This window comes from Clostridium lentum (assembly GCF_014287815.1).
In the GTDB taxonomy this organism is placed as follows: domain Bacteria; phylum Bacillota; class Clostridia; order Clostridiales; family Clostridiaceae; genus Clostridium; species Clostridium lentum.
Genome location: NZ_JACOOQ010000006.1, coordinates 108,507 through 127,414, shown reverse-complemented (window position 1 = coordinate 127,414; position 18,908 = coordinate 108,507). Strand labels below are relative to the sequence as shown.

Sequence of the window (18,908 nt, the reverse complement as noted above, 5' to 3'; positions counted from 1 at the left end):
CTCATAAAAATATGATTATAAATATGAGCATACATATAAATCACAATAATTCAAATAATATAAGTGAATAATTATAAGGAGTGTTTATCTTGCATCATTAAATGCAAGTTTAGCTGGTTATGGAGGAATTATTGCACAATGTGAAAATCAGTAATTACGTGCCACTATACAAGAAATGAGAAATAAAGATGAAGTACGCCAATATCTTCTTTTTACAAAAGCAAAAGAAAAGGGCTACTATATTCCAGCACAGCAAGCAACACCTGAAGAAATTGCTACTGTAAAGCAACAAATGTCTCAAGTATAATATTATAAATATTAAATAAAATAAATTTTATAAAAAATACAGGTAGTTAATAATAATATATTTAACTATCTGTATTTTTATATTGAAAAATGGGATGTAATGTTGTTTGCCCATATCTTCCAGCAAAGCATATTGAAGACTGGGGATTAGAAGATCCTACAGGAAAATGTGATGAAGAATTTATTAATACTTCTAAAATTATAGAAAGCAAAATTAAAGATTTAGCAGAAAGAATAAAGAATAATAATTTATAAGAGACCTAAAAAATTAACTGCCTCCTGTCTACTTTACAGTGGCAGTTAAAAGTAGGTCTCTTTTATTATAGGTTATTAACAGTTTTATTTAATTTATTGTTGGTGATATAGTGCTTAAAATAAATAGTTATGTATTTCTTATAAGTAGCTATTTATTTTTGGATAAAAGGATAATTGTTGTCTATAATTAAATTATTAAAATTATATTTAATAAATTTGCGTATATATTATTATAAAAACAACACTTTTACATATAAAAACAACATTTTTACATATTTTATTATATTAATAAATAGTATAATTACTTTACATTGAAAAATTGTTAGAGGTGAGGGATAAATATGGCAATAATATATAATGAAGATAAAAAAGTATTTAATATAAAATCTAAAAATACAAGCTATGCATTAATGGTAGCTGATACAGGTCATTTAATACATTTATACTGGGGAAGAAAGCTAGAATCTAATAAGTTAGATTATATTTTTAAGAAATATGGTAAAGGAAGCTTTCTAGCTGATACAGATAATATTGATAATTTTAGTATAGAATTAAATACAGTTGAATATCCAACATATGGTCATACTGATTTACGTTCTCCTGCAATAGAAATAAAATTAGCTAACGGAACAACACTTACTGATTTTAGATATGAAAATCACAGCATTTTTAGAGGAAAAAAGGAACTTAGAGGATTACCTGCTACGTATATGGAAAACGATATAGATGGAGAAACTTTAGAAATTACTTTAGTGGATAAATTAGCAGAATTAAGAATTGTTTTATCATATACAGTATTTGAAGAATATGATGCAATAACAAGAAGCTGTAGAGTTATAAATAACAGTAATAATAACGTTGAGATTTTAAGAGTTTTAAGTGCTAATGTTGATTTTAATAGTAATGAATTTGATTTAATTCAATTATCAGGAGCATGGGCTAGAGAAAGACATATGGTAAGAACTCCATTAAGAAGTGGAAATCAATTGATAGAAAGTAGAAGAGGGGCTAGTAGTCATGCTCAAAATCCATTTATAGCTTTAGCAAGTCATGATGCTAATGAAGAGTATGGAGATGTATATGGATTAAATTTAATATATAGTGGAAATTTTTTAGCTAATGTAGAAGTTGATATGTATAATAATTCAAGAGCACAAATAGGTATTAATCCTTTTGATTTTTCATGGCTTTTAGAGCCAAATGAAGAATTCCAAGCTCCGGAAGCAGTTCTTGTATATTCATCAAATGGGTTAACAGGAATGAGTCATATATTCCATGATTTATATAGAAAGAGACTATGTAGAGGGGTATATAGAGATAAAGAAAGACCTATATTAATTAATAACTGGGAAGCAACATATTTCAATTTTAATGGAGAAAAAATTAAGAGCATAGCAAAAGATGCAGCAGACCTTGGAATTGAATTATTTGTCTTAGATGATGGATGGTTTGGAACAAGAGATAATGACGATAGTTCATTAGGTGACTGGTTTGTAAATGAAGAAAAAATTCAAGGTACATTAAATGATTTAGCAAAAGATATAAATGAAATGGGATTAAAATTTGGTTTATGGTTTGAGCCAGAAATGATATCTCCTAAGAGTAAGTTATATGAAGAACATCCAGATTGGTGTATTCATGTTCCAGGAAGAACTAGAAATCAAGCTAGAAAGCAATTAATTTTAGATTTATCAAGAGAAGAAGTATGTGATGCTATAATAAAAATGCTTAAAGATGTATTAAAATCAGCACCAATATCTTATGTTAAGTGGGATATGAACAGAAACATGACAGAAATAGGATCAAGTAATTTACCAAGAGAAAGACAAAAAGAAGTAGCTCATAGATATATGCTTGGTTTATATAGAATTATGGAAACAATAACATCAGAGTTCCCAGAAATATTATTTGAAAGCTGCTCAGGGGGGGGTGGAAGATTTGATGGCGGAATGTTATATTATATGCCACAAACTTGGGCAAGCGATGATACGGATGCTATAGAAAGATTAAAAATTCAATATGGAACTTCTCTAGTATATCCAACAGTAACAATGGGAAGTCATGTGTCAGAAGTACCTAATCATCAAGTAGGAAGAATAACACCTCTAAGCACAAGAGCAGCTGTAGCAATGGAAGGAAGCTTTGGATATGAATTAGATATAAATAAAATGACCAGTGAAGAAAAGGAAGAAGTTAAAAAACAAGTAGAATTCTATAAAGAAATAAGACAAATATGTCAATTTGGAGATTTATATAGATTAAAAAATACTTTTGACGGAAATGATGCAGCTTGGATGCATTTATCAAAAGATAAATCGAAAGGTGTTATAACTTACGTTAAGCCATATGGTGAGGTTAATGTATTACCTAAGAGATTAAAGTTAAGAGGATTAGAAAAAGAAGCCATATATAAAGTTGTAGAAACTAATGAAGTATATGGCGGAGATGAATTAATGTACGTAGGATTATATATAGGAGAATTATTGGGAGATTATCAAAGTAGAGTTTGGACAATAGAAAAAATATAGATATAAAGGGGATGTATCGAAATAACTTTCGATACTAGCCGATAAAAAAAGGGGAATTCGAGTTTGAATTCCCTTTTTTGCATATAATATCGTTATGAAAAACTTCAAAAAGAATGTGATACCTATGCAACAAATAGGTTTTCCAATACAGATCCCTGGTGTTAGTATAAAGTAGTGGACACATTAAGATGAACTAAGTAAAATAATATTTAGTTAAGAAAGGATGTGTCCATTATGGGAAAGGGCAGAAGATACGATTAAGAATATAAGGATATGATAGTAGAATTATTTAAGGCAGGAATGAGCTTAGCAGAGCATCGTCTACGAATATGGCATTGCAAAATCAACAATTAACGGTTGGATTAAAGACGTAAAAGAAATTAAAGTAGATGAAAATGAAGTTATGACATTAAAGGAAGTTAAAGCTTTAAAAAAAGAAATGGCAAGAATTAAAGAGGAAAATGAAATATTACACCAAAGGCGGGCTTTAGCCAAAAAAGCTATGGCCATATTTGCAACAAGAAATTAGATGAAGTAATAGAATTTATAAATATAAATAAAAGCAAGCATGATATTAAAACTATGTGTACTGTTCTAGGCGTAGCTAGAAGCACATATTATAAATCTTTTGATAAAACTAAATCTGCAAGAGAACTAGAAAATGAGGAATTAAAATCAGCTATTAAAAGGATATATAAAGAGAATAAAGGCATATATGGTGCTCCTAGAATTCATTATATACTCGGTATAGAAGGCTTCAATGTATCATTGAAGCGAGTTCAAAGACGAATGACTGAACTTGGCCTTTGTGCAATAACTGTAAAAAAATACAAACCTCATTCAAGTAAAAAGGTAGCAGAAGGTTTAGAAAACGTTTTGAAAAGAGATTTTACTGCTACTTCTATTAATGAAAATTGGGTAGGGGATATTACATATATGAAGCTATGCAAAGAATTTAATATTATAAAATCATTTAGTAAAAAAGGTTGTCCATATGATAATGCTTGTATAGAATCCTTCCATTCATCAATAAAAAAGGAGGAAATATACAGAAATACATACCGTACCTTCGAAGAAGCTAATATGGCTGTTTTTAAATATATTGAAGGTTGGTATAACAGAAAAAGGCTACACTCTTCTATTAATTACATGACTCCAGATCAATGTGAATTATTAGCTAGAAGTGCAGCATAAAAAAGTTTGACTTTTTGTGTCCAAAATATTGACATAAGACCAGTGCAGAATATGAAAAAAGATAGCAACAAGACTATCTTTGTTATTTTCATATTATATTAGTAGTTTTAATGATATTATGAATTTTAAATTTTATCCACAACTAGTAAAGGAAAACCCTCTGTTTTTTAAACAGGGGGTTTTTCAACAAACTGTAGATATAATTTAAATATCTAACATTTAACCATGTTTTTGATACATAAATACGTTTTCAATATTTATATAAATATTTATAATATTAGGTGTAAAATAGAAAAAAGGGTGGGAAAAAATGAGCGAATTAAATTTAGTAAAAAAAGGAGAAAAAAACTCACAAAATCTAGTTCCAATTAAAACTTTAATTTCTTTTGGAATGGGGAGTTTAGGAAACAACATTATATGTGCATTTATAGGCACATACTTAACGGTTTATCTTACTGATAGCTTTGGAATAGGTGCAGTAGCAGTAGGTACATTATTCTTAATAGCTAGAATAATAGATGCAATAACTGATCCAATTATGGGAATGATAGTAGATAATACAAAATCTAAAATGGGTAAAAGTAGACCTTATTTATTATTTGTTCCAATATTTATGGGAATAGCAACAATAATGTGTTTTTCATCCCCAAATTTAAGTTATAATGGTAAAATTGTATGGATATATATTTCATATATATTATGGGGAATATGCTTTACAGCAATGGATACACCTTATTGGTCTTTATCAGCTAATATAACTCAATCGTCACAAGGTAGAACAAAAATTGTTACATCAGCTAGAACTATTGCTTTTGGTGGAAGTTTAGTAGTTTCTATGTTTACGTTACCTTTAGTTGCTAAGTTTGGAAGTTGGACATTAGTAGCAATTATATATTCAATTACAGCAGCTATATGTACATGGATTACTGTCTGGGGTGTTAAAGAGATAAACACAGATAGAAAGCCAGAAAAACAAGGCTTTAAACAATTAAAAGAATTATTTAAAACAAACAAACCTTTAAGAATATTACTTGTATCAATGTTAATGTTAGAAGTAACATATGCATTAAGAAATGGTTTCTCAATTTATTATATAAAATATAATTTTAATGCAGAAGTATATATTCCAATAGTAACTGGTATAAGTATGGTTTCAGGAATGGCAGGCGGATTATGTACTCCTTTTATAACTCAAAAGTTAGGAAAAAGAGCTACAGCTTTATTTGGAATTGGAATTAATGCTTTAGGATTTATGTCAATATTTGCATTATCATATTCAAGCTTACCAACATTATTAGTTATAAATACAATAATGGGATTAGCTGAAGGAGCTGCTAATATTTCATTGGCTTCTATGGTAGCAGATTGTGTTGAATATGGTGAGTGGAAAACAGGAAAAAGATCAGAAGGAATGATTTTCTCTTCAAATATATTTAAAACTAAGCTTGCTAGTGCAATTGGAGGAGCATTATGTGGTTATGTATTAGCTTTTGTAGGGTATAAAGCTAATGTAGCTCAAACTGTAGAAACTTTAAAAGGGATACACTTAATGTATTCAATTGTTCCAGGTATAATAGCAATATTAAGTATAATTTCTTTAAGAAGATATAACTTAAATGAAGAAGAATATGAGGCAATATTAGAAGACTTAAAGAATGGAGAAACATTAGCAAATAAATAAATTTTTAAGGAGCTAGAGACTGTAGGTAATTATGTGTAATTAATTTTCTTAGTTGATAAATATTACTGGAAATTATGATTTCCAGTAATGTTTTTTATTATCTAGAAATACTAATAATATATTTTTCTATTCTTTGTATACTTACGTACTTGCCTATTAAAGCCTTCTAATGCATTAGTTGTATAAATTATTATTTCCTAGCATTCTATTTTGCCATTCGGTAGCGGTAGCTATTAATTTATTTGTTATTTTAGAAACCATTGATGGTGATTCTGAATGACCATAATCTATCAATTGTAATATCTTATCAGATGTTTCAGAGTAGACTTCATTAAAAGTAGTTTCTTTATTATTAACTTTTTTAAAACAATCAGTACTAACTAAAGTTCCAGCTATATTGTTCCAAGCAGGAAGGGAAGTCCAAGAATCTTTTAATGTGAAATAAAAAGGTATTATTCCGTTATCATTATTTCATTCCTTTCAAAACTATTTTAGATATAAAATTATTTAATTTACACCGTTTACATTTACTTATATAGTAAACTTTTTTGGCAATATCTTATATAGTTTTATATAATGAAAATATGTTTAAATGTTAGAAGTAGGTATTTTATTTAATTTCATTAAGTAAGAATTTTTCAGTTGTTTCTTTTTTCTTTAATCTATATTCTTTAGGGCTTACACCTTTTATTTTTTTAAATGCTTTTGAAAATGCAAGTGGATCAGAATAACCACAAGAGTAAGCAATATTTGTAATAGGTAAATCTGTATCATATAGAAGTGTTGCAGCTTTAGTTATTCTAAATTCCATTAAAAATTTTTGTGGAGACATATTTAAATTATTTTGAAATACAGTAGAAAGATAGCTCCTATTTAAACAAACATAATTAGCTATATCAGAAACTTTTATTGGATTATGATAATTATTTTGAATAAATTCAATTGCCTTATTTATATAATTATTATTTATATCATTCTTATGAATAGGATCAGATTTATTTTGTTTAGCAAGTTCTGAAAAGAACATATAAAGTAAGCCTTCAATTTTAAGAGAATCACTGCTAGAAGAGGTGTTATGTTTTAACATTTCAAGAATATATTCTTTTAATAAATCTCCATCATTATATTTAAATATTAAAGTATCATTATTTAATCCTGCAGCCTTTAAATATGTCTCCACTTTTTCACCATCTATACCGATCCAAAGATAAGTCCAAGGATTTTCTTCGTCTGCTTGGTAAAATGTCACAACATTTGGGCAAATTAAGAAACCTTCATTTTTATTAACTTCATATTTCTCATTATTTACATAATAGTACCCTTTACCATCAAGAACATAATGTAGTAAATAATTAGGTCTTATAGCAGGTCCAAAGGAATATAGTGGAGCACATTGTTCCATACCACAATAACATAAATATAAATCAATAAAATCTTTATTTGTATTTTCTAAAAAATATATATCTGACATAAATCCTCCATTTTGAATATTTATTTTAGCAATATATAACATTATTATACTATAAATCAAAATATTGCAAAATAAAAAATGAATTTCTATTTTTTATGAAAAAAAGACATAAAGTGAGTAGGTGAATTATTTGTATAGGTTATGTACTTTTTTATTATGAAAATATTGACAATAACTATATGTAAATGTGCATAATAGAGTATAGTAACTTTATACGTTGCTACAAAGATAAAGGTAGCAAATTTACTTTCAGCAATATTTATACTTATTATTTTAGGAGTGTAGGAATTTTGTAAATAAATATAGTCGTACAATAAAGAGAGGGGAATGAATTTTGGCTACAATAGTTGATGTTGCAAAACTAGCAGGAGTTACACCAACAACTGTATCAAGGGTTATTAATAATAGAGGATATATTAGTGAAAAAACAAAAAGTAAAGTTCATGAAGCTATGGATCAGTTAAGTTATCAGCCTAATGAAATAGCGCGTTCATTAACAAAGCAGAGAAGTAATACAATTGGAGTGATAGTACCACATATATCTCATCCTTATTTTTCTAAGTTAATAAGCAATTTAGAAAATGAAGCAGCGAAAAAAGATTATAAAATAATACTATGTAATAGCAAGGACACTGCTACAAAAGAGAAAAAATATTTAGACATGTGTAAAAGTAATAGAGTAGATGGAATAATTTTATGTAGTGGCAATGTTGAATATAATATGATTAACACAGGAAATATCCCAATTGTATTATTAGAAAAGAATTTTGAAAAAGGAAAACTAGGAATACAATGTGATAATTATCAAGGGGGATGCCTTGCAACAGAGCATTTAATAAAATGTGGATGTAAAAGAATAGTACATTTTAGTGGTGTAATTGATGAAGAAATGCCTGCTGATAATAGAGAAAAGGCATTTATAGATATATGTAATAAAAATAATGTTGAATATTTTATTAAAAAGTTTGATATAAATGCCTATAATGAAATGAATTATTATGAGTATATAAAAAATACACTTAGTGAAATAGATGGAGTTGATGGAATATTTGCTAGCAGTGATTTAATAGCAGCACAAGTTATTCAGGTTTGTTATGAATTAAATATTAAAATTCCAAAGGATATTAAATTAGTTGGTTTTGATGATGTTGAAATATCACAATTAACAACACCAACAATAACTACTATACAGCAGCCAATTAAAGAAATGGCAAAGTTAGCTATTCATTTAATTGATGCTAAATATACTAACACAGAAATTTTAGAACAAACTATATTACCAGTGGATTTAGTAGTTAGAAGAAGTACAAGTGTAGAGTAGATAAGAGTAATAAATAGTAAGTAGCTATTGCATTATTGCAATAGCCACTTGTTTAGAATGTAAAAGTTATATATGGTAAACTGATGTTATACCATCATCATTTATATATTTAATAGTTGACTTGCTAGTAGTTAAATCAACATTTAAAGTACAATACTTATCATCCTTTTTCCAAGTTAAAATCATTTCATTATCATTTGAAGGTTCAATATGGAAAGTGCCATCAAAAGCAGGATAATCATTTCTAAAGTCAATAAGCTTAAGTAATCTTTGAACAACATCTTGATTATATGCTTTATCAATTTCTTCTAAAGTGAAGTTGTGTCTATTAATTTCACGTCCTTCTCCAGTACGTTTTACATTTTCAACATCATTTTCACCAGCTAATAACCCAACATAATATACTTGTGGAATACCTGGAGCAAAGAATTGAATTGCTCTAGCAGTTAAGTAAGCATCATCATTGCATCCTAAAACAGAGTAGTAAGAACATCTTATTTGATGAACGTCAAATCCATCTGGGCTCTTATGAGCATCAGAGTGAACTAAGCTTAAGTTTGCACCATGATTTAAGCAATGATCAACAATTTTCCTAGCATCCTTCGTTGATACTAAATCATCTAAGTCAGGTTTTACAGGAATTCCATCATGACAATCTAACATTGTAAATTGATTATGAGGTCTTACTTTTAAGTATTCTATAATTTGAGAGCTAGATTTATTAACTAAAGTGCTAAGAATCATATATGGAAGTATAAAGTCATAAATATAGTTACCATACTTAGCTAATTTAAATTGAGTTGTGTAATGAGCATGTACCTCTGGAAGTAAATCAATATCAAGAGATTTAGCTAAATCACATATCCAATCTAAGAATTCATATATTTCAGGTTCAACAAAGAAACAGCTAGTACCAAGTTTCTTTGTTACATATCCTATAGCATCAAGTCTTACAATTTTAACATTGTTTTTATGGAAGTTTTCGAAGAATTCCTTTAATAACTGTCTAACCGCATCAGAGTTAATATCAAGGTCTATCTGTTCAGAAGGTGTTTCTTTACCAAAGGTAGTCCAAACAGAAACGTCTTCACCATTTATGTTAAATGTTGAATATGGAACTTGTCTACGTAAGAACATTTTGTCTATATCTGCTTGAAGTGGTTTTCCATCATTCCATAGTTTATCTAATGTAATAAATAAATCAGCGTATTTTGATTCTTTCCCATGCTTTAAGAAGTCTTGGAAGAATACTGAGTTTTTAGAAATATGGTTAACCATTAAGTCAAGAAGCACATCATGTTTTTCACCTATTTTACGAATATCATCCCATGTACCAAATTGAGGTTCTATTTCTAAATAAGTAAGAGGTGCAAAACCTCTATCCCCTGATGAAGGGAATGGAGGAAGTATGTGAATACCACCTTTAAATTTATTTGGAAAATATTTTGTAAGTACATTATCTAATGTTTTTAAATCTCCACCAAGAGAATCAGCATAAGTTATAAGTTGAACTTTATTTTTAACCGTCATTTTAATATCTCCTCTTAATTAACTATATATTATAAAGTGTTTTTAATTCCTCTATAGAAGGCAATTCTGCAATAGCACCTACATTTTTTAGCTTGAAAGCACTTGTTGCAAAACCAATATTTAAAGCTTCTTTTAAAGGGTAATTACTAGTTAGTGCTGTATAGAATCCACCCCAGAAAGCATCTCCAGCCCCAGTTGTATCTACAACTTCAGTAGCTAAAGTTTTAAATTTAATAGTTTCAGTGCCATTAGAAACTATTGCACCATCTTTCCCTAAAGTCATTATTACAAGTTTTGCACCACATTGAATGAACTTGTCCACATGATTTTCAGGAGTATCTGGGCCAAAAATTCTTTCTGCATCAACTTCTGAAGGTTTTATTATATCTAACTTTCCAATAAGATTTTTTATATATTCTATTCCATCATGTCCTTCTTCCCAAATCATTTCATGATAATTTGGATCAAAACCTATAAGAACATTATTTTTTCTAGCTTCTTCAATAACTTTTTCAATAACTTTTCTTGATTTCTTTTGAGAAATAGGCCAGCATGAAAAATGAACTATTTTACTATTTTTTAATATTGAACCTATATCTTCATTGTATTCTAAATTATAATCTGCACTACGATAGAAAATAGGTAGTGGAGTTTCCTTACTTTTAGTTACAAGTACCATACTTGTAGAATTATTGACTTTATTAATAAATTCAGTATTAATATTATTTTTCTTTAAATTATTAATTAAGAATTCACCTAATCTATCATTTCCAACAGAAGCTGAAATAATAGGATTACCACCAAGTCTTTTTATATTCATAGTAATATTTGCAGGTGAACCACCAAAATATCTTGAGTATTTATTGCAACTATTGTCGGCATCATAATCATCAGAAATCATGTCAACTAATAATTCTCCAATTGCAAATACGTCAAATCTCTTATTATCAAATTTTACAACATTGTTAAAGTTAAACATTGCTAACCCTCCCTTAAATTGGAATTATATAACTAAAGTATAAGTGAAAAAAAGATATATGTCAAGCGATTGACATATATCTTTTTGCATATTTGAATTATTATAGATTTCACTGATGGTTATGAAAACTTAGTAAATGATAAATGAGTAGCATTTTATATATAAAGATGAAGAGTTCTTACCTATAGCTGAAAAAAATGCTAGTAAAATGGTAGAGGAATTTATAAAACTTTATTAAGAGGTTAAATAAGTAAAGATGGTATCTTAAAATTGATTTTAAGATACCATCTTTAATATTAAATATTATTAACAGTTTCTCCTAAAACCTTCCCAATAGCCTCATGAATAACTAAATCAGCTTTATTATCAGCGGAAGTTGAACTCTTATTAATTAGAACAAGATTTTTACCTCTAAAGTAATTAATAAGCCCAGCTGCTGGATAAACAACCAGTGAAGTTCCACCTATAATTAAGGTATCTGCTTTAGAAATGGCAGCAATAGCACCTCTAATTACATTATCATCTAAGCCTTCTTCATAAAGAACAACATCAGGCTTTACATTTCCTCCACATTTAGTACAAGTAGGCACTCCTTTAGATTCTAAAATAAATTTTTCATCATAAAAGGCATGACATTTAACACAATAATTTCTTAAAACAGAACCATGAAGTTCATAGACGTGCTTAGAACTAGCAGCTTGATGTAAGCCATCTATATTTTGAGTTATGACAGCTTTAAGTTTACCGATTTCTTCAAGTTTAGCTAAGGCTCTATGAGCATCATTTGGTTTTGCTTCAGGATAAATAAGTTTAGCCTTATAAAAGTTAAAGAATTCTTCAGGATATCTTATATAAAAACTATGAGATACTAACTGTTCAGGAGTAAAGTTTACATGTAACTTTTCACTATATAATCCATTTGAACTTCTAAAATCAGGTATTCCACTTTCGGTACTTACCCCTGCACCTCCAAAAAATGCAATATTATTACTATCTCTAAGTATTTGAGTTAATTTTTCTATTTCAGTACTCACAAAATCATCTCCGAATTATATATTTATAGTTATATTATGGCATACATGTTTGAAAAATAGAATGAATTAATCTCTATTTTAATTTTATTTATATATTATACATAACCATAATAAAAGTATTATTAGTAATTAATAGCTTTGAAAAGTATCTATAAGAAAGTTATTATATTTATCTTATTGTTGCTGATTTTAATATATGTTACAATGTAGTTGTATAACGAAAATTATTTAAAGATGAAAGGGTAAAGTAATTTTACTATGTATTTATAAGACAGAAATTATGGAGGGACAAGAGATGAAAAGTGTATACGATTTAGTAGTAGAAATGGAAGAAATAGAAGAAGAAAGAAGCAGAATAATGAAGTTTCTTGAAAAGAATAAAGCTACAGTAGAAAATTTAACAAAATTAGAAGATTTAGAAATCAGATACCATGGAATAGATAAGATAATATTGGAAAAAGGTATTAAATTTAATGTATATAAATATAAAGAAGCAAAAGAAGATTTAAAAAGGTGGGAAACTATGAGTGGTTTATCAGCACTTTTATCAACACCAAGAGATTATAGCACTTTAAGAAATGAAAAGAAAACTAGACTAATGGTAATAACTAATGATTTAAAATCAATTTTAATAAAAGAATAAAAGGTTACTTAATGAAGATAGCTCATATCAATTTTGATATAGGCTATTTTTTTATCATTATCTATTATTAAAAAAATATAAAAAAATAGTTGACATGTTTTAATAAAAGGTATATCATAATAAGTGAAGATGATAATTATTATCAGTTGAATAAGTTATATATATTATGATTATGTGCTAACAACATTATTCTGTATTGATATCACACATTTAATACAGAAATCTTGAATACATTAAATCCTAAAATCTTTTTATATTATTTATTAGCTCTACAAACATAGTCATAATTTAAATATATAAGCCAAAAGGCATCTATTGTACCACAGCAATAGATGCTTTTTTGGTATATTGACAATTGCTTTAAAAAGAGGATAAATAAAAAATGTAGCAAGTTATATGACTTACTACATTTTTTAAATATATTATATATATTAAATTAGGTGTGTAATTTGGCAAAAGAACTAGCTTGCACGTTTATGAGCAGCTCTAGCCTTTTCTTCAGCTATTTTTCTAGTGTACCAATCTTCACAAATCTTATTAAATGTTTCTTCACTCATATTTCTTTCGCTAAGCATAGAAGTATAAGGAGCATATTTCTTAGTTTGAGTATAATACTTCAAAACTAGTATATGATCATTCTTATATTCAAATCTGTAATCGTCATGATTATTATTTTTATATTTCATAAAATTCACTCTTCTTTCAAATAATTAGATAAATTTAATATATTGATAAAAATACTATCCATGACCTGCATTAAATACAAATCTCATATAATCATCTTCTTTCTTTCTTTCTTCTAGTATTATTATAACTCTATTTGAAATTAAATTCCATATAATGTAATAAAAATATTGATTTTTTTTAAATATTATTATGTAATGCATTTAAGCAATATGATATTATAGAATATATAGTTAGGAGAATATTATAGAGGAGACCGATAATGAGAAAAATAAAGATGGATAATATAATGAAAGAAAAAGATTATGTGCAGGAGAAAAAGCATCTGCTAAAGGATTATGTATAGCAGCAGTGGAATACTAGAAAAAATATTGAGGTGGGGAAATGGATAAGCTAAGTCATGGATGTACATTAGATTGCTTTGACTGTTGTAAGTTTAATGTATATGTTGAAGAAGGAAAAATCATTAAAATTGAAGGTGATAAGGAACATCCCTACACTAATGGATTTATCTGTAAAAAAGGCCTAGCTCATTTAGAGAGGCTAAATCACCACAAGAGGATTTATAAGCCTTTATTAAAAGTTAATGATAAGTGGAAGGAAATTACATTTGATGAAGCCATAGAAATAATGGTTGATAAGTTAAGGTTTTATAAAGATAAATATTCTCCCAAGTCAGTATTATATTATGAACAGTATGGTAATGGCTCCATATTAAAGAGTATAGGAGAAATATTTTTTAATTTTTATGGTGGTGCATCTAAGGCAAAAGGTGGACCTTGTTGGAGTGCAGGTATACATGCACAAAAACAGGTTTTTGGGGATGTTGTAAGCCATTCGTTGGATGATCTTATACATAGCAAAAATATATTTGTTTGGGGTAAGAATCCAGCTAATACTACTATACATACTATGCAAAGTATAAAGAAAGCTAAGGTTAATGGTAGTAGAATCATTGTTATAGATCCTATCTTTACTCAAACAGCAAAAATAGCACATAAATATGTAAGAGTAAAGCCTGGTGGAGATGAAGCTTTAGCACTAGCTATGGGAAAGATTATTATTGAAAGAAATTATTTAGATAAAGATTATATTGAGCAATATGTAAATGGTTTTGAAGAATATAGAGATTACTTGCTATCATTAGATATGAATAATTTATCTTTTATATGTGGTGTAGAAATAAATGAAATTGAAGAATTAGCAAAGCTTTATAGTGAAAAGCATTCTAGTATTTTATTGGGATATGGTATGCAAAAGTATTATAATGGTGGTAATACCATTAAGTTAATAAGCTTTTTAGGTGCTATAACAGGGCAAATTGGTATAAGCGGAGGCGGTGTTAATTATGCTAACAGAGTTTATCCAGATATTTTAAATACTGACCCTTATAATAGTGCTGTTTATGGAGAAGGTAGAGAGTTTTATGTTAGTCATATTAGTGAGTTTATAAATGATGCTGTAAAGGGAAAAGCACATGCTAAAAACAATATATATTGCTTAGAGCAGGAAGGGGTAAAGGAAGATAATGTTCCTTTAAAGATGTCTGTAATAACTAAAAGTAATTTATTAAATCAGCTACCCAATTTAAACAAGCTAAAGAATGCTTTTAGAAAAATTGAATTTAAGGTATGCATTGATATGTTTATGACTGATACAGCAGAAGAATGTGATTTATTTATTCCTGCCAGTAGCACATTGGAAAGTGAAGATTTACTTTTTAGCTCTATGACTAATCCATATTTAATTTTTAATGAAAAACTCATAGAACCAGCAGAAGAGCTAATGGATGAATATTACTTTTTTAGAGAGATAGCTAGAAGGCTTGAACTTAAAGGATATCCAATGGTAGAAAAAAAGGAATATCTTAATAAAGTTATCAAGCCATTAAAAAGAATCCATAAGGAAATTGATTTACAATATATAAAGAATAATTATTTTACTCCTCACAAGAATGTAGCTTGGGAAGATAAAAAGTTTTTAACTAAAAGTGGAAAAATAGAATTTAGTTTTAATAAAATGAGCCATAATAAAGAAGAGTCTAAGTTTAGATTACTAACTACCCATAGTAAGGATACATTATTTAGTCAACATTTTATGGATGAAGAAGATATTGCTATGGCGTATATAAATAGTAATGAAGCAAGAAAATTAAATATTAATGATAAAGAAAATGTTAGCTTAATATCTGATAATGGAAAAATTACTGTAAAAATTGTAGTAGATGATTGCATTAGTGATAATATAGTTATGATGTATGCTGGATGGTGGAAGAGGCATGGCAATCCTAATTATTTAACTATATCAGGTATATCAGATATAGGGGGACAAGTAACTTATCATGAAACATTAGTAGAGATAGTTAAGGAAAAAGGAGAATAGAAAGATGGAAAAAGAATTAACATTATATCAATTAGGTAATTTATTAAAGATTATAACAGAAAATTATGAGGTAAACTTAATGTCAAAAATAAAATTAAGTGGAGGATGGATGACCATAACTGGTAATATAGATGTTGATTATATACCAGCTAATGAAGTATTAGGAAAAGGAAGTAATATAATAGGATTAAAGATTAATAATGGCGGAAGCTGTTCTAATGATATAAAAATAACTGGTATGAAGGATTTAAACTTCAAGGTAAATTTAGCTGCTACTAAATTTAAAGAAATACATAAGGGTGGATTAAATCTAGATAAGATAAAAGAAAAAGAAGATAAATGTACATTAAAAATAGATGAGAATATGATATTTACCATTAATGCTTCTTTTGAAGACGTTAAAAAATTATTATAAAGTTTAAGGCTGATCAATGACATCAGCCTTAATTTTTTAGAAAGAATTTATAAACATTACATCTATTAAACAAATTATTTCTATTATATAGATATGTTTTTATAATTCAATAGTCATTCCATCATAAGCAAATTTAATGGCTATACATTCTTTTTCATAATTAAGATAATCATCATATGACTTACCCCAATCTTCTTCTAAATGAGTTATTATGACATTTTGAATATTATATTTTACTTTTAGTTCTAAGACCTCTTCAAATGAAAATAACTCTAAATTAAGTGGATTATTTTTAGTCAAATAGAAATTATTTTTAAGTATGTTTCCAATTATAGTATTACCTATGATAAGATAATCAGCATCATAGAATAGTCTTGAATTAGGAAATGGCTTCACATCACATGGTGCATAGATTAATTTTTTACCATTTTGTTCAAAAATGAATATTGTTACTGTAGCTTCTTCATTAGCAGGAACAAATGTTATCTTGATGTCATTAATTACTATTCTTTTGTTGACTGATTTTCTTTTTATTAAATTTAAGGATTCATAATAGTCAAAAATAGAACCATATTTTGTACTTAAGGCATTAACATCATTTAATACATTAGGTAGAGCTAATACTTTTATTGGATTATCACATTTTTTATTGATAGATAAGTCAAGCCAGTTAAGTCTTAATTGTTCGATAACTCGCATTCCAAAAGTATGATCTGGATCAAGATGGCTATAAGATAAATAATTTATTTCTTTTATATTACAGTGATTTAATGCATGTCCAATATCTTCTGGTGTATCTATCAATAATTTTATATCATCTAAAAATAAACTGCATCCGCATCTAGCATATGGATAACTTTTTTCTCTAGCTTCATTACAAATATTGCAAGTACATAAAGGCCTTGGAATGCTTACACATCCTCCTGAACCTGTAATAATAAATTTCATAAAATACCTCCATATAAATTTTTACCTTAATATATGTATAAAATACTTAAGATTTGCAAAGTAAATTATAATATAACACTTACCTTATTATACCATATATAACATAATATTTAAAAATATTATGTTATATATTTATAGATCAAATTAGTTAATTTGATGAAAAAATAGACTTAATAGGGATTTTTTATTGGTATAATACAGCTTTAAAAATAGTTATGAAGTTTATAATAAATATAATTAAATTGAAAAAGAAGTTAAAGAGAAGTAATATAAGATAAGTAGTATAAAGTGTAAAGGGGTTTTAATTATTACACTTTATTTTTAATCTTTAAGAAAGTGATGGGATGTGATTTTTAAATGAAAATAGTCCATACAGGTGATTGGCATATTGGAAAAATTGTCAATGAGTATTCGATGATAGAGGAGCAAAAATATTATTTAGATAAATTAGTGGAATTATTGAGAGAAAAGGAAGCAGAGGCACTTATTATTTCTGGCGATATATATGATAGATCAGTTCCACCAGCTGAGGCGGTAGAACTTTTAGATACTATACTTAGCAAAATAATTTTAGAACTTAAGATTCCTGTTTTAGCTATTGGGGGAAATCATGATAGTGCTGAAAGGTTATCATTTGGAAATAAGCTCCTTAGAGATAAAGGGTTATATATAGAAGGAAATTTTAATGGAGAAGTTAAGAAAGTAACACTAAAAGATAATTATGGAAGTGTGAATTTTTATTTACTACCATACATTGATCCGGCTCAAGCTAGGATTTTGTATGAGAATCCAGAAATTAAAACTCATGATGATATGATGAGAGAAATAGTATCAAGGATATATGAAAATTTAGATATTGATGAAAGAAATATCTTGATAGCTCATGGGTATGTTAGTTATTCATATGAAGATAAGGAACATAGAGGTGGATTAGAAGTTTGTGATTCTGAAAGACCTTTATCCATAGGGGGAACGGATATAGTGGATGGCAGTATATTTGAAAAGTTTGATTATGTGGCATTAGGGCATATTCATGGACCACAAAAGGTAGGTAGTAATAAAATTAGATACTCAGGTTCTCTTTTAAAATATTCCATATCGGAATGGAAGCAGAAAAAGTCCATACCAGTAATAGATATTAATAAAGACAAAAATCTAAAGGTAGAATTAATAGAGATAAAGCCATTAAGGGATTTAAGAGTAATAAGAGGACCTATTGATGAGCTATTAAATAGAGAAAATCATCAGGGCACTAATTTAAATGATTATGTATTTGCTGAAATAACAGATGAAGGAGAAATATTAGATGCCATATCTAAACTAAGAGCTGTATTTCCTAATATTATGGGACTTAGAATGGTTAACACTTCTTTAGGAATTGAAAATAGCAAGACAGCAGCAGGAGATAACTTTAGAGAAAAGTCATTGGATGAATTATTTGGAGAGTTTTATATTGATTTAAAGGGCAAGGAAATGGATGAAGCAAGAAATAGTGAGGTTATTAAAATATTAGAGGAATTGGAAAGGGGAAAATAAA

15 protein-coding genes and 2 pseudogenes are annotated in these 18,908 nt (G+C 27.7%); 10 read left to right on the top strand and 7 right to left on the bottom strand.

Annotated features, from left to right (window positions below; all coding sequences use genetic code 11):
- Positions 1-175: 175 nt before the first annotated feature.
- The 5 genes and pseudogenes from H8R92_RS13580 to H8R92_RS05320 all read left to right on the top strand — a co-directional run bounded on the left by H8R92_RS13580 (position 176) and on the right by H8R92_RS05320 (position 5,964).
- Complete coding sequence (locus tag H8R92_RS13580) at positions 176-307, top strand: hypothetical protein (protein WP_279287099.1); 132 nt, start codon at positions 176-178, stop codon at positions 305-307.
- Between the two features lie 86 nt (positions 308-393).
- Positions 394-561: pseudogene (locus H8R92_RS05335) on the top strand (arsenate reductase/protein-tyrosine-phosphatase family protein); the annotation flags it as partial.
- A 341-nt stretch (positions 562-902) separates the two neighbouring features.
- A complete protein-coding gene (locus tag H8R92_RS05330; RefSeq protein WP_022166982.1) occupies positions 903-3,089 on the top strand; it encodes an alpha-galactosidase in 2,187 nt (728 codons plus the stop codon).
- A 273-nt stretch (positions 3,090-3,362) separates the two neighbouring features.
- Positions 3,363-4,283, top strand: a pseudogene (locus tag H8R92_RS05325) (IS3 family transposase).
- A gap of 310 nt (positions 4,284-4,593) precedes the next feature.
- The gene (locus H8R92_RS05320) at positions 4,594-5,964 is read left to right on the top strand and encodes an MFS transporter (protein ID WP_186834908.1); all 1,371 of its coding nucleotides are present in this window, start codon (positions 4,594-4,596) and stop codon (positions 5,962-5,964) included.
- A 610-nt stretch (positions 5,965-6,574) separates the two neighbouring features.
- Here H8R92_RS05320 and H8R92_RS05315 read toward each other — a convergent pair.
- Positions 6,575-7,435 carry an AraC family transcriptional regulator gene (locus H8R92_RS05315; protein WP_022168859.1) on the bottom strand — a complete coding sequence of 287 codons (861 nt, stop codon included), beginning with the start codon at positions 7,433-7,435 and terminating at the stop codon, positions 6,575-6,577.
- Positions 7,436-7,769: 334 nt separating this feature from the next.
- Between H8R92_RS05315 and H8R92_RS05310 the strand changes: the two genes are divergently transcribed.
- Positions 7,770-8,756 carry a LacI family DNA-binding transcriptional regulator gene (locus tag H8R92_RS05310; protein ID WP_022168860.1) on the top strand — a complete coding sequence of 329 codons (987 nt, stop codon included), beginning with the start codon at positions 7,770-7,772 and terminating at the stop codon, positions 8,754-8,756.
- A gap of 66 nt (positions 8,757-8,822) precedes the next feature.
- Here H8R92_RS05310 and gtfA read toward each other — a convergent pair whose 3' ends face one another.
- From gtfA to H8R92_RS05295, 3 genes are all read right to left on the bottom strand, one after another.
- The gene (gene gtfA / locus H8R92_RS05305) at positions 8,823-10,286 is read right to left on the bottom strand and encodes a sucrose phosphorylase (protein ID WP_186834907.1); all 1,464 of its coding nucleotides are present in this window, start codon (positions 10,284-10,286) and stop codon (positions 8,823-8,825) included.
- Positions 10,287-10,308: 22 nt separating this feature from the next.
- On the bottom strand, positions 10,309-11,265 hold the full coding sequence (locus H8R92_RS05300; RefSeq protein ID WP_186834906.1) for a carbohydrate kinase family protein: 957 nt from the start codon (positions 11,263-11,265) through the stop codon (positions 10,309-10,311).
- A gap of 296 nt (positions 11,266-11,561) precedes the next feature.
- Positions 11,562-12,299: an NAD-dependent protein deacylase gene (locus tag H8R92_RS05295; protein WP_186834905.1), complete on the bottom strand. Its 738-nt coding sequence runs from the start codon at positions 12,297-12,299 to the stop codon at positions 11,562-11,564.
- A 295-nt stretch (positions 12,300-12,594) separates the two neighbouring features.
- Between H8R92_RS05295 and H8R92_RS05290 the strand changes: the two genes are divergently transcribed.
- Positions 12,595-12,942, top strand: a complete 348-nt coding sequence (locus tag H8R92_RS05290; protein WP_022212157.1) for a hypothetical protein — start codon at positions 12,595-12,597, stop codon at positions 12,940-12,942.
- Positions 12,943-13,403: 461 nt separating this feature from the next.
- Here the strand turns inward: H8R92_RS05290 and H8R92_RS05285 are convergent, their stop codons facing one another.
- Positions 13,404-13,628, bottom strand: coding sequence for a hypothetical protein (locus tag H8R92_RS05285; RefSeq protein ID WP_022212158.1), 225 nt, complete (start codon positions 13,626-13,628; stop codon positions 13,404-13,406).
- 54 nt (positions 13,629-13,682) lie between these two features.
- Positions 13,683-13,829 (bottom strand): hypothetical protein, encoded by a 147-nt coding sequence (locus H8R92_RS05280; RefSeq protein WP_186834904.1) that lies wholly within the window; start codon positions 13,827-13,829, stop codon positions 13,683-13,685.
- A 181-nt stretch (positions 13,830-14,010) separates the two neighbouring features.
- Between H8R92_RS05280 and H8R92_RS05275 the strand changes: the two genes are divergently transcribed.
- Positions 14,011-16,008 carry a molybdopterin-dependent oxidoreductase gene (locus H8R92_RS05275; protein WP_186834903.1) on the top strand — a complete coding sequence of 666 codons (1,998 nt, stop codon included), beginning with the start codon at positions 14,011-14,013 and terminating at the stop codon, positions 16,006-16,008.
- A 4-nt stretch (positions 16,009-16,012) separates the two neighbouring features.
- Entirely contained in the window at positions 16,013-16,423 is a 411-nt protein-coding gene (locus tag H8R92_RS05270) for a hypothetical protein (protein WP_022212160.1), read from the top strand.
- 99 nt (positions 16,424-16,522) lie between these two features.
- Here H8R92_RS05270 and H8R92_RS05265 read toward each other — a convergent pair whose 3' ends face one another.
- A complete protein-coding gene (locus H8R92_RS05265) occupies positions 16,523-17,371 on the bottom strand; it encodes an MBL fold metallo-hydrolase (protein ID WP_186834902.1) in 849 nt (282 codons plus the stop codon).
- Between the two features lie 357 nt (positions 17,372-17,728).
- On the opposite strand from H8R92_RS05265, the gene H8R92_RS05260 reads away from it, so the two are divergent.
- A complete protein-coding gene (locus tag H8R92_RS05260) occupies positions 17,729-18,907 on the top strand; it encodes an exonuclease SbcCD subunit D (protein ID WP_186834901.1) in 1,179 nt (392 codons plus the stop codon).
- Position 18,908 lies beyond the last annotated feature (1 nt).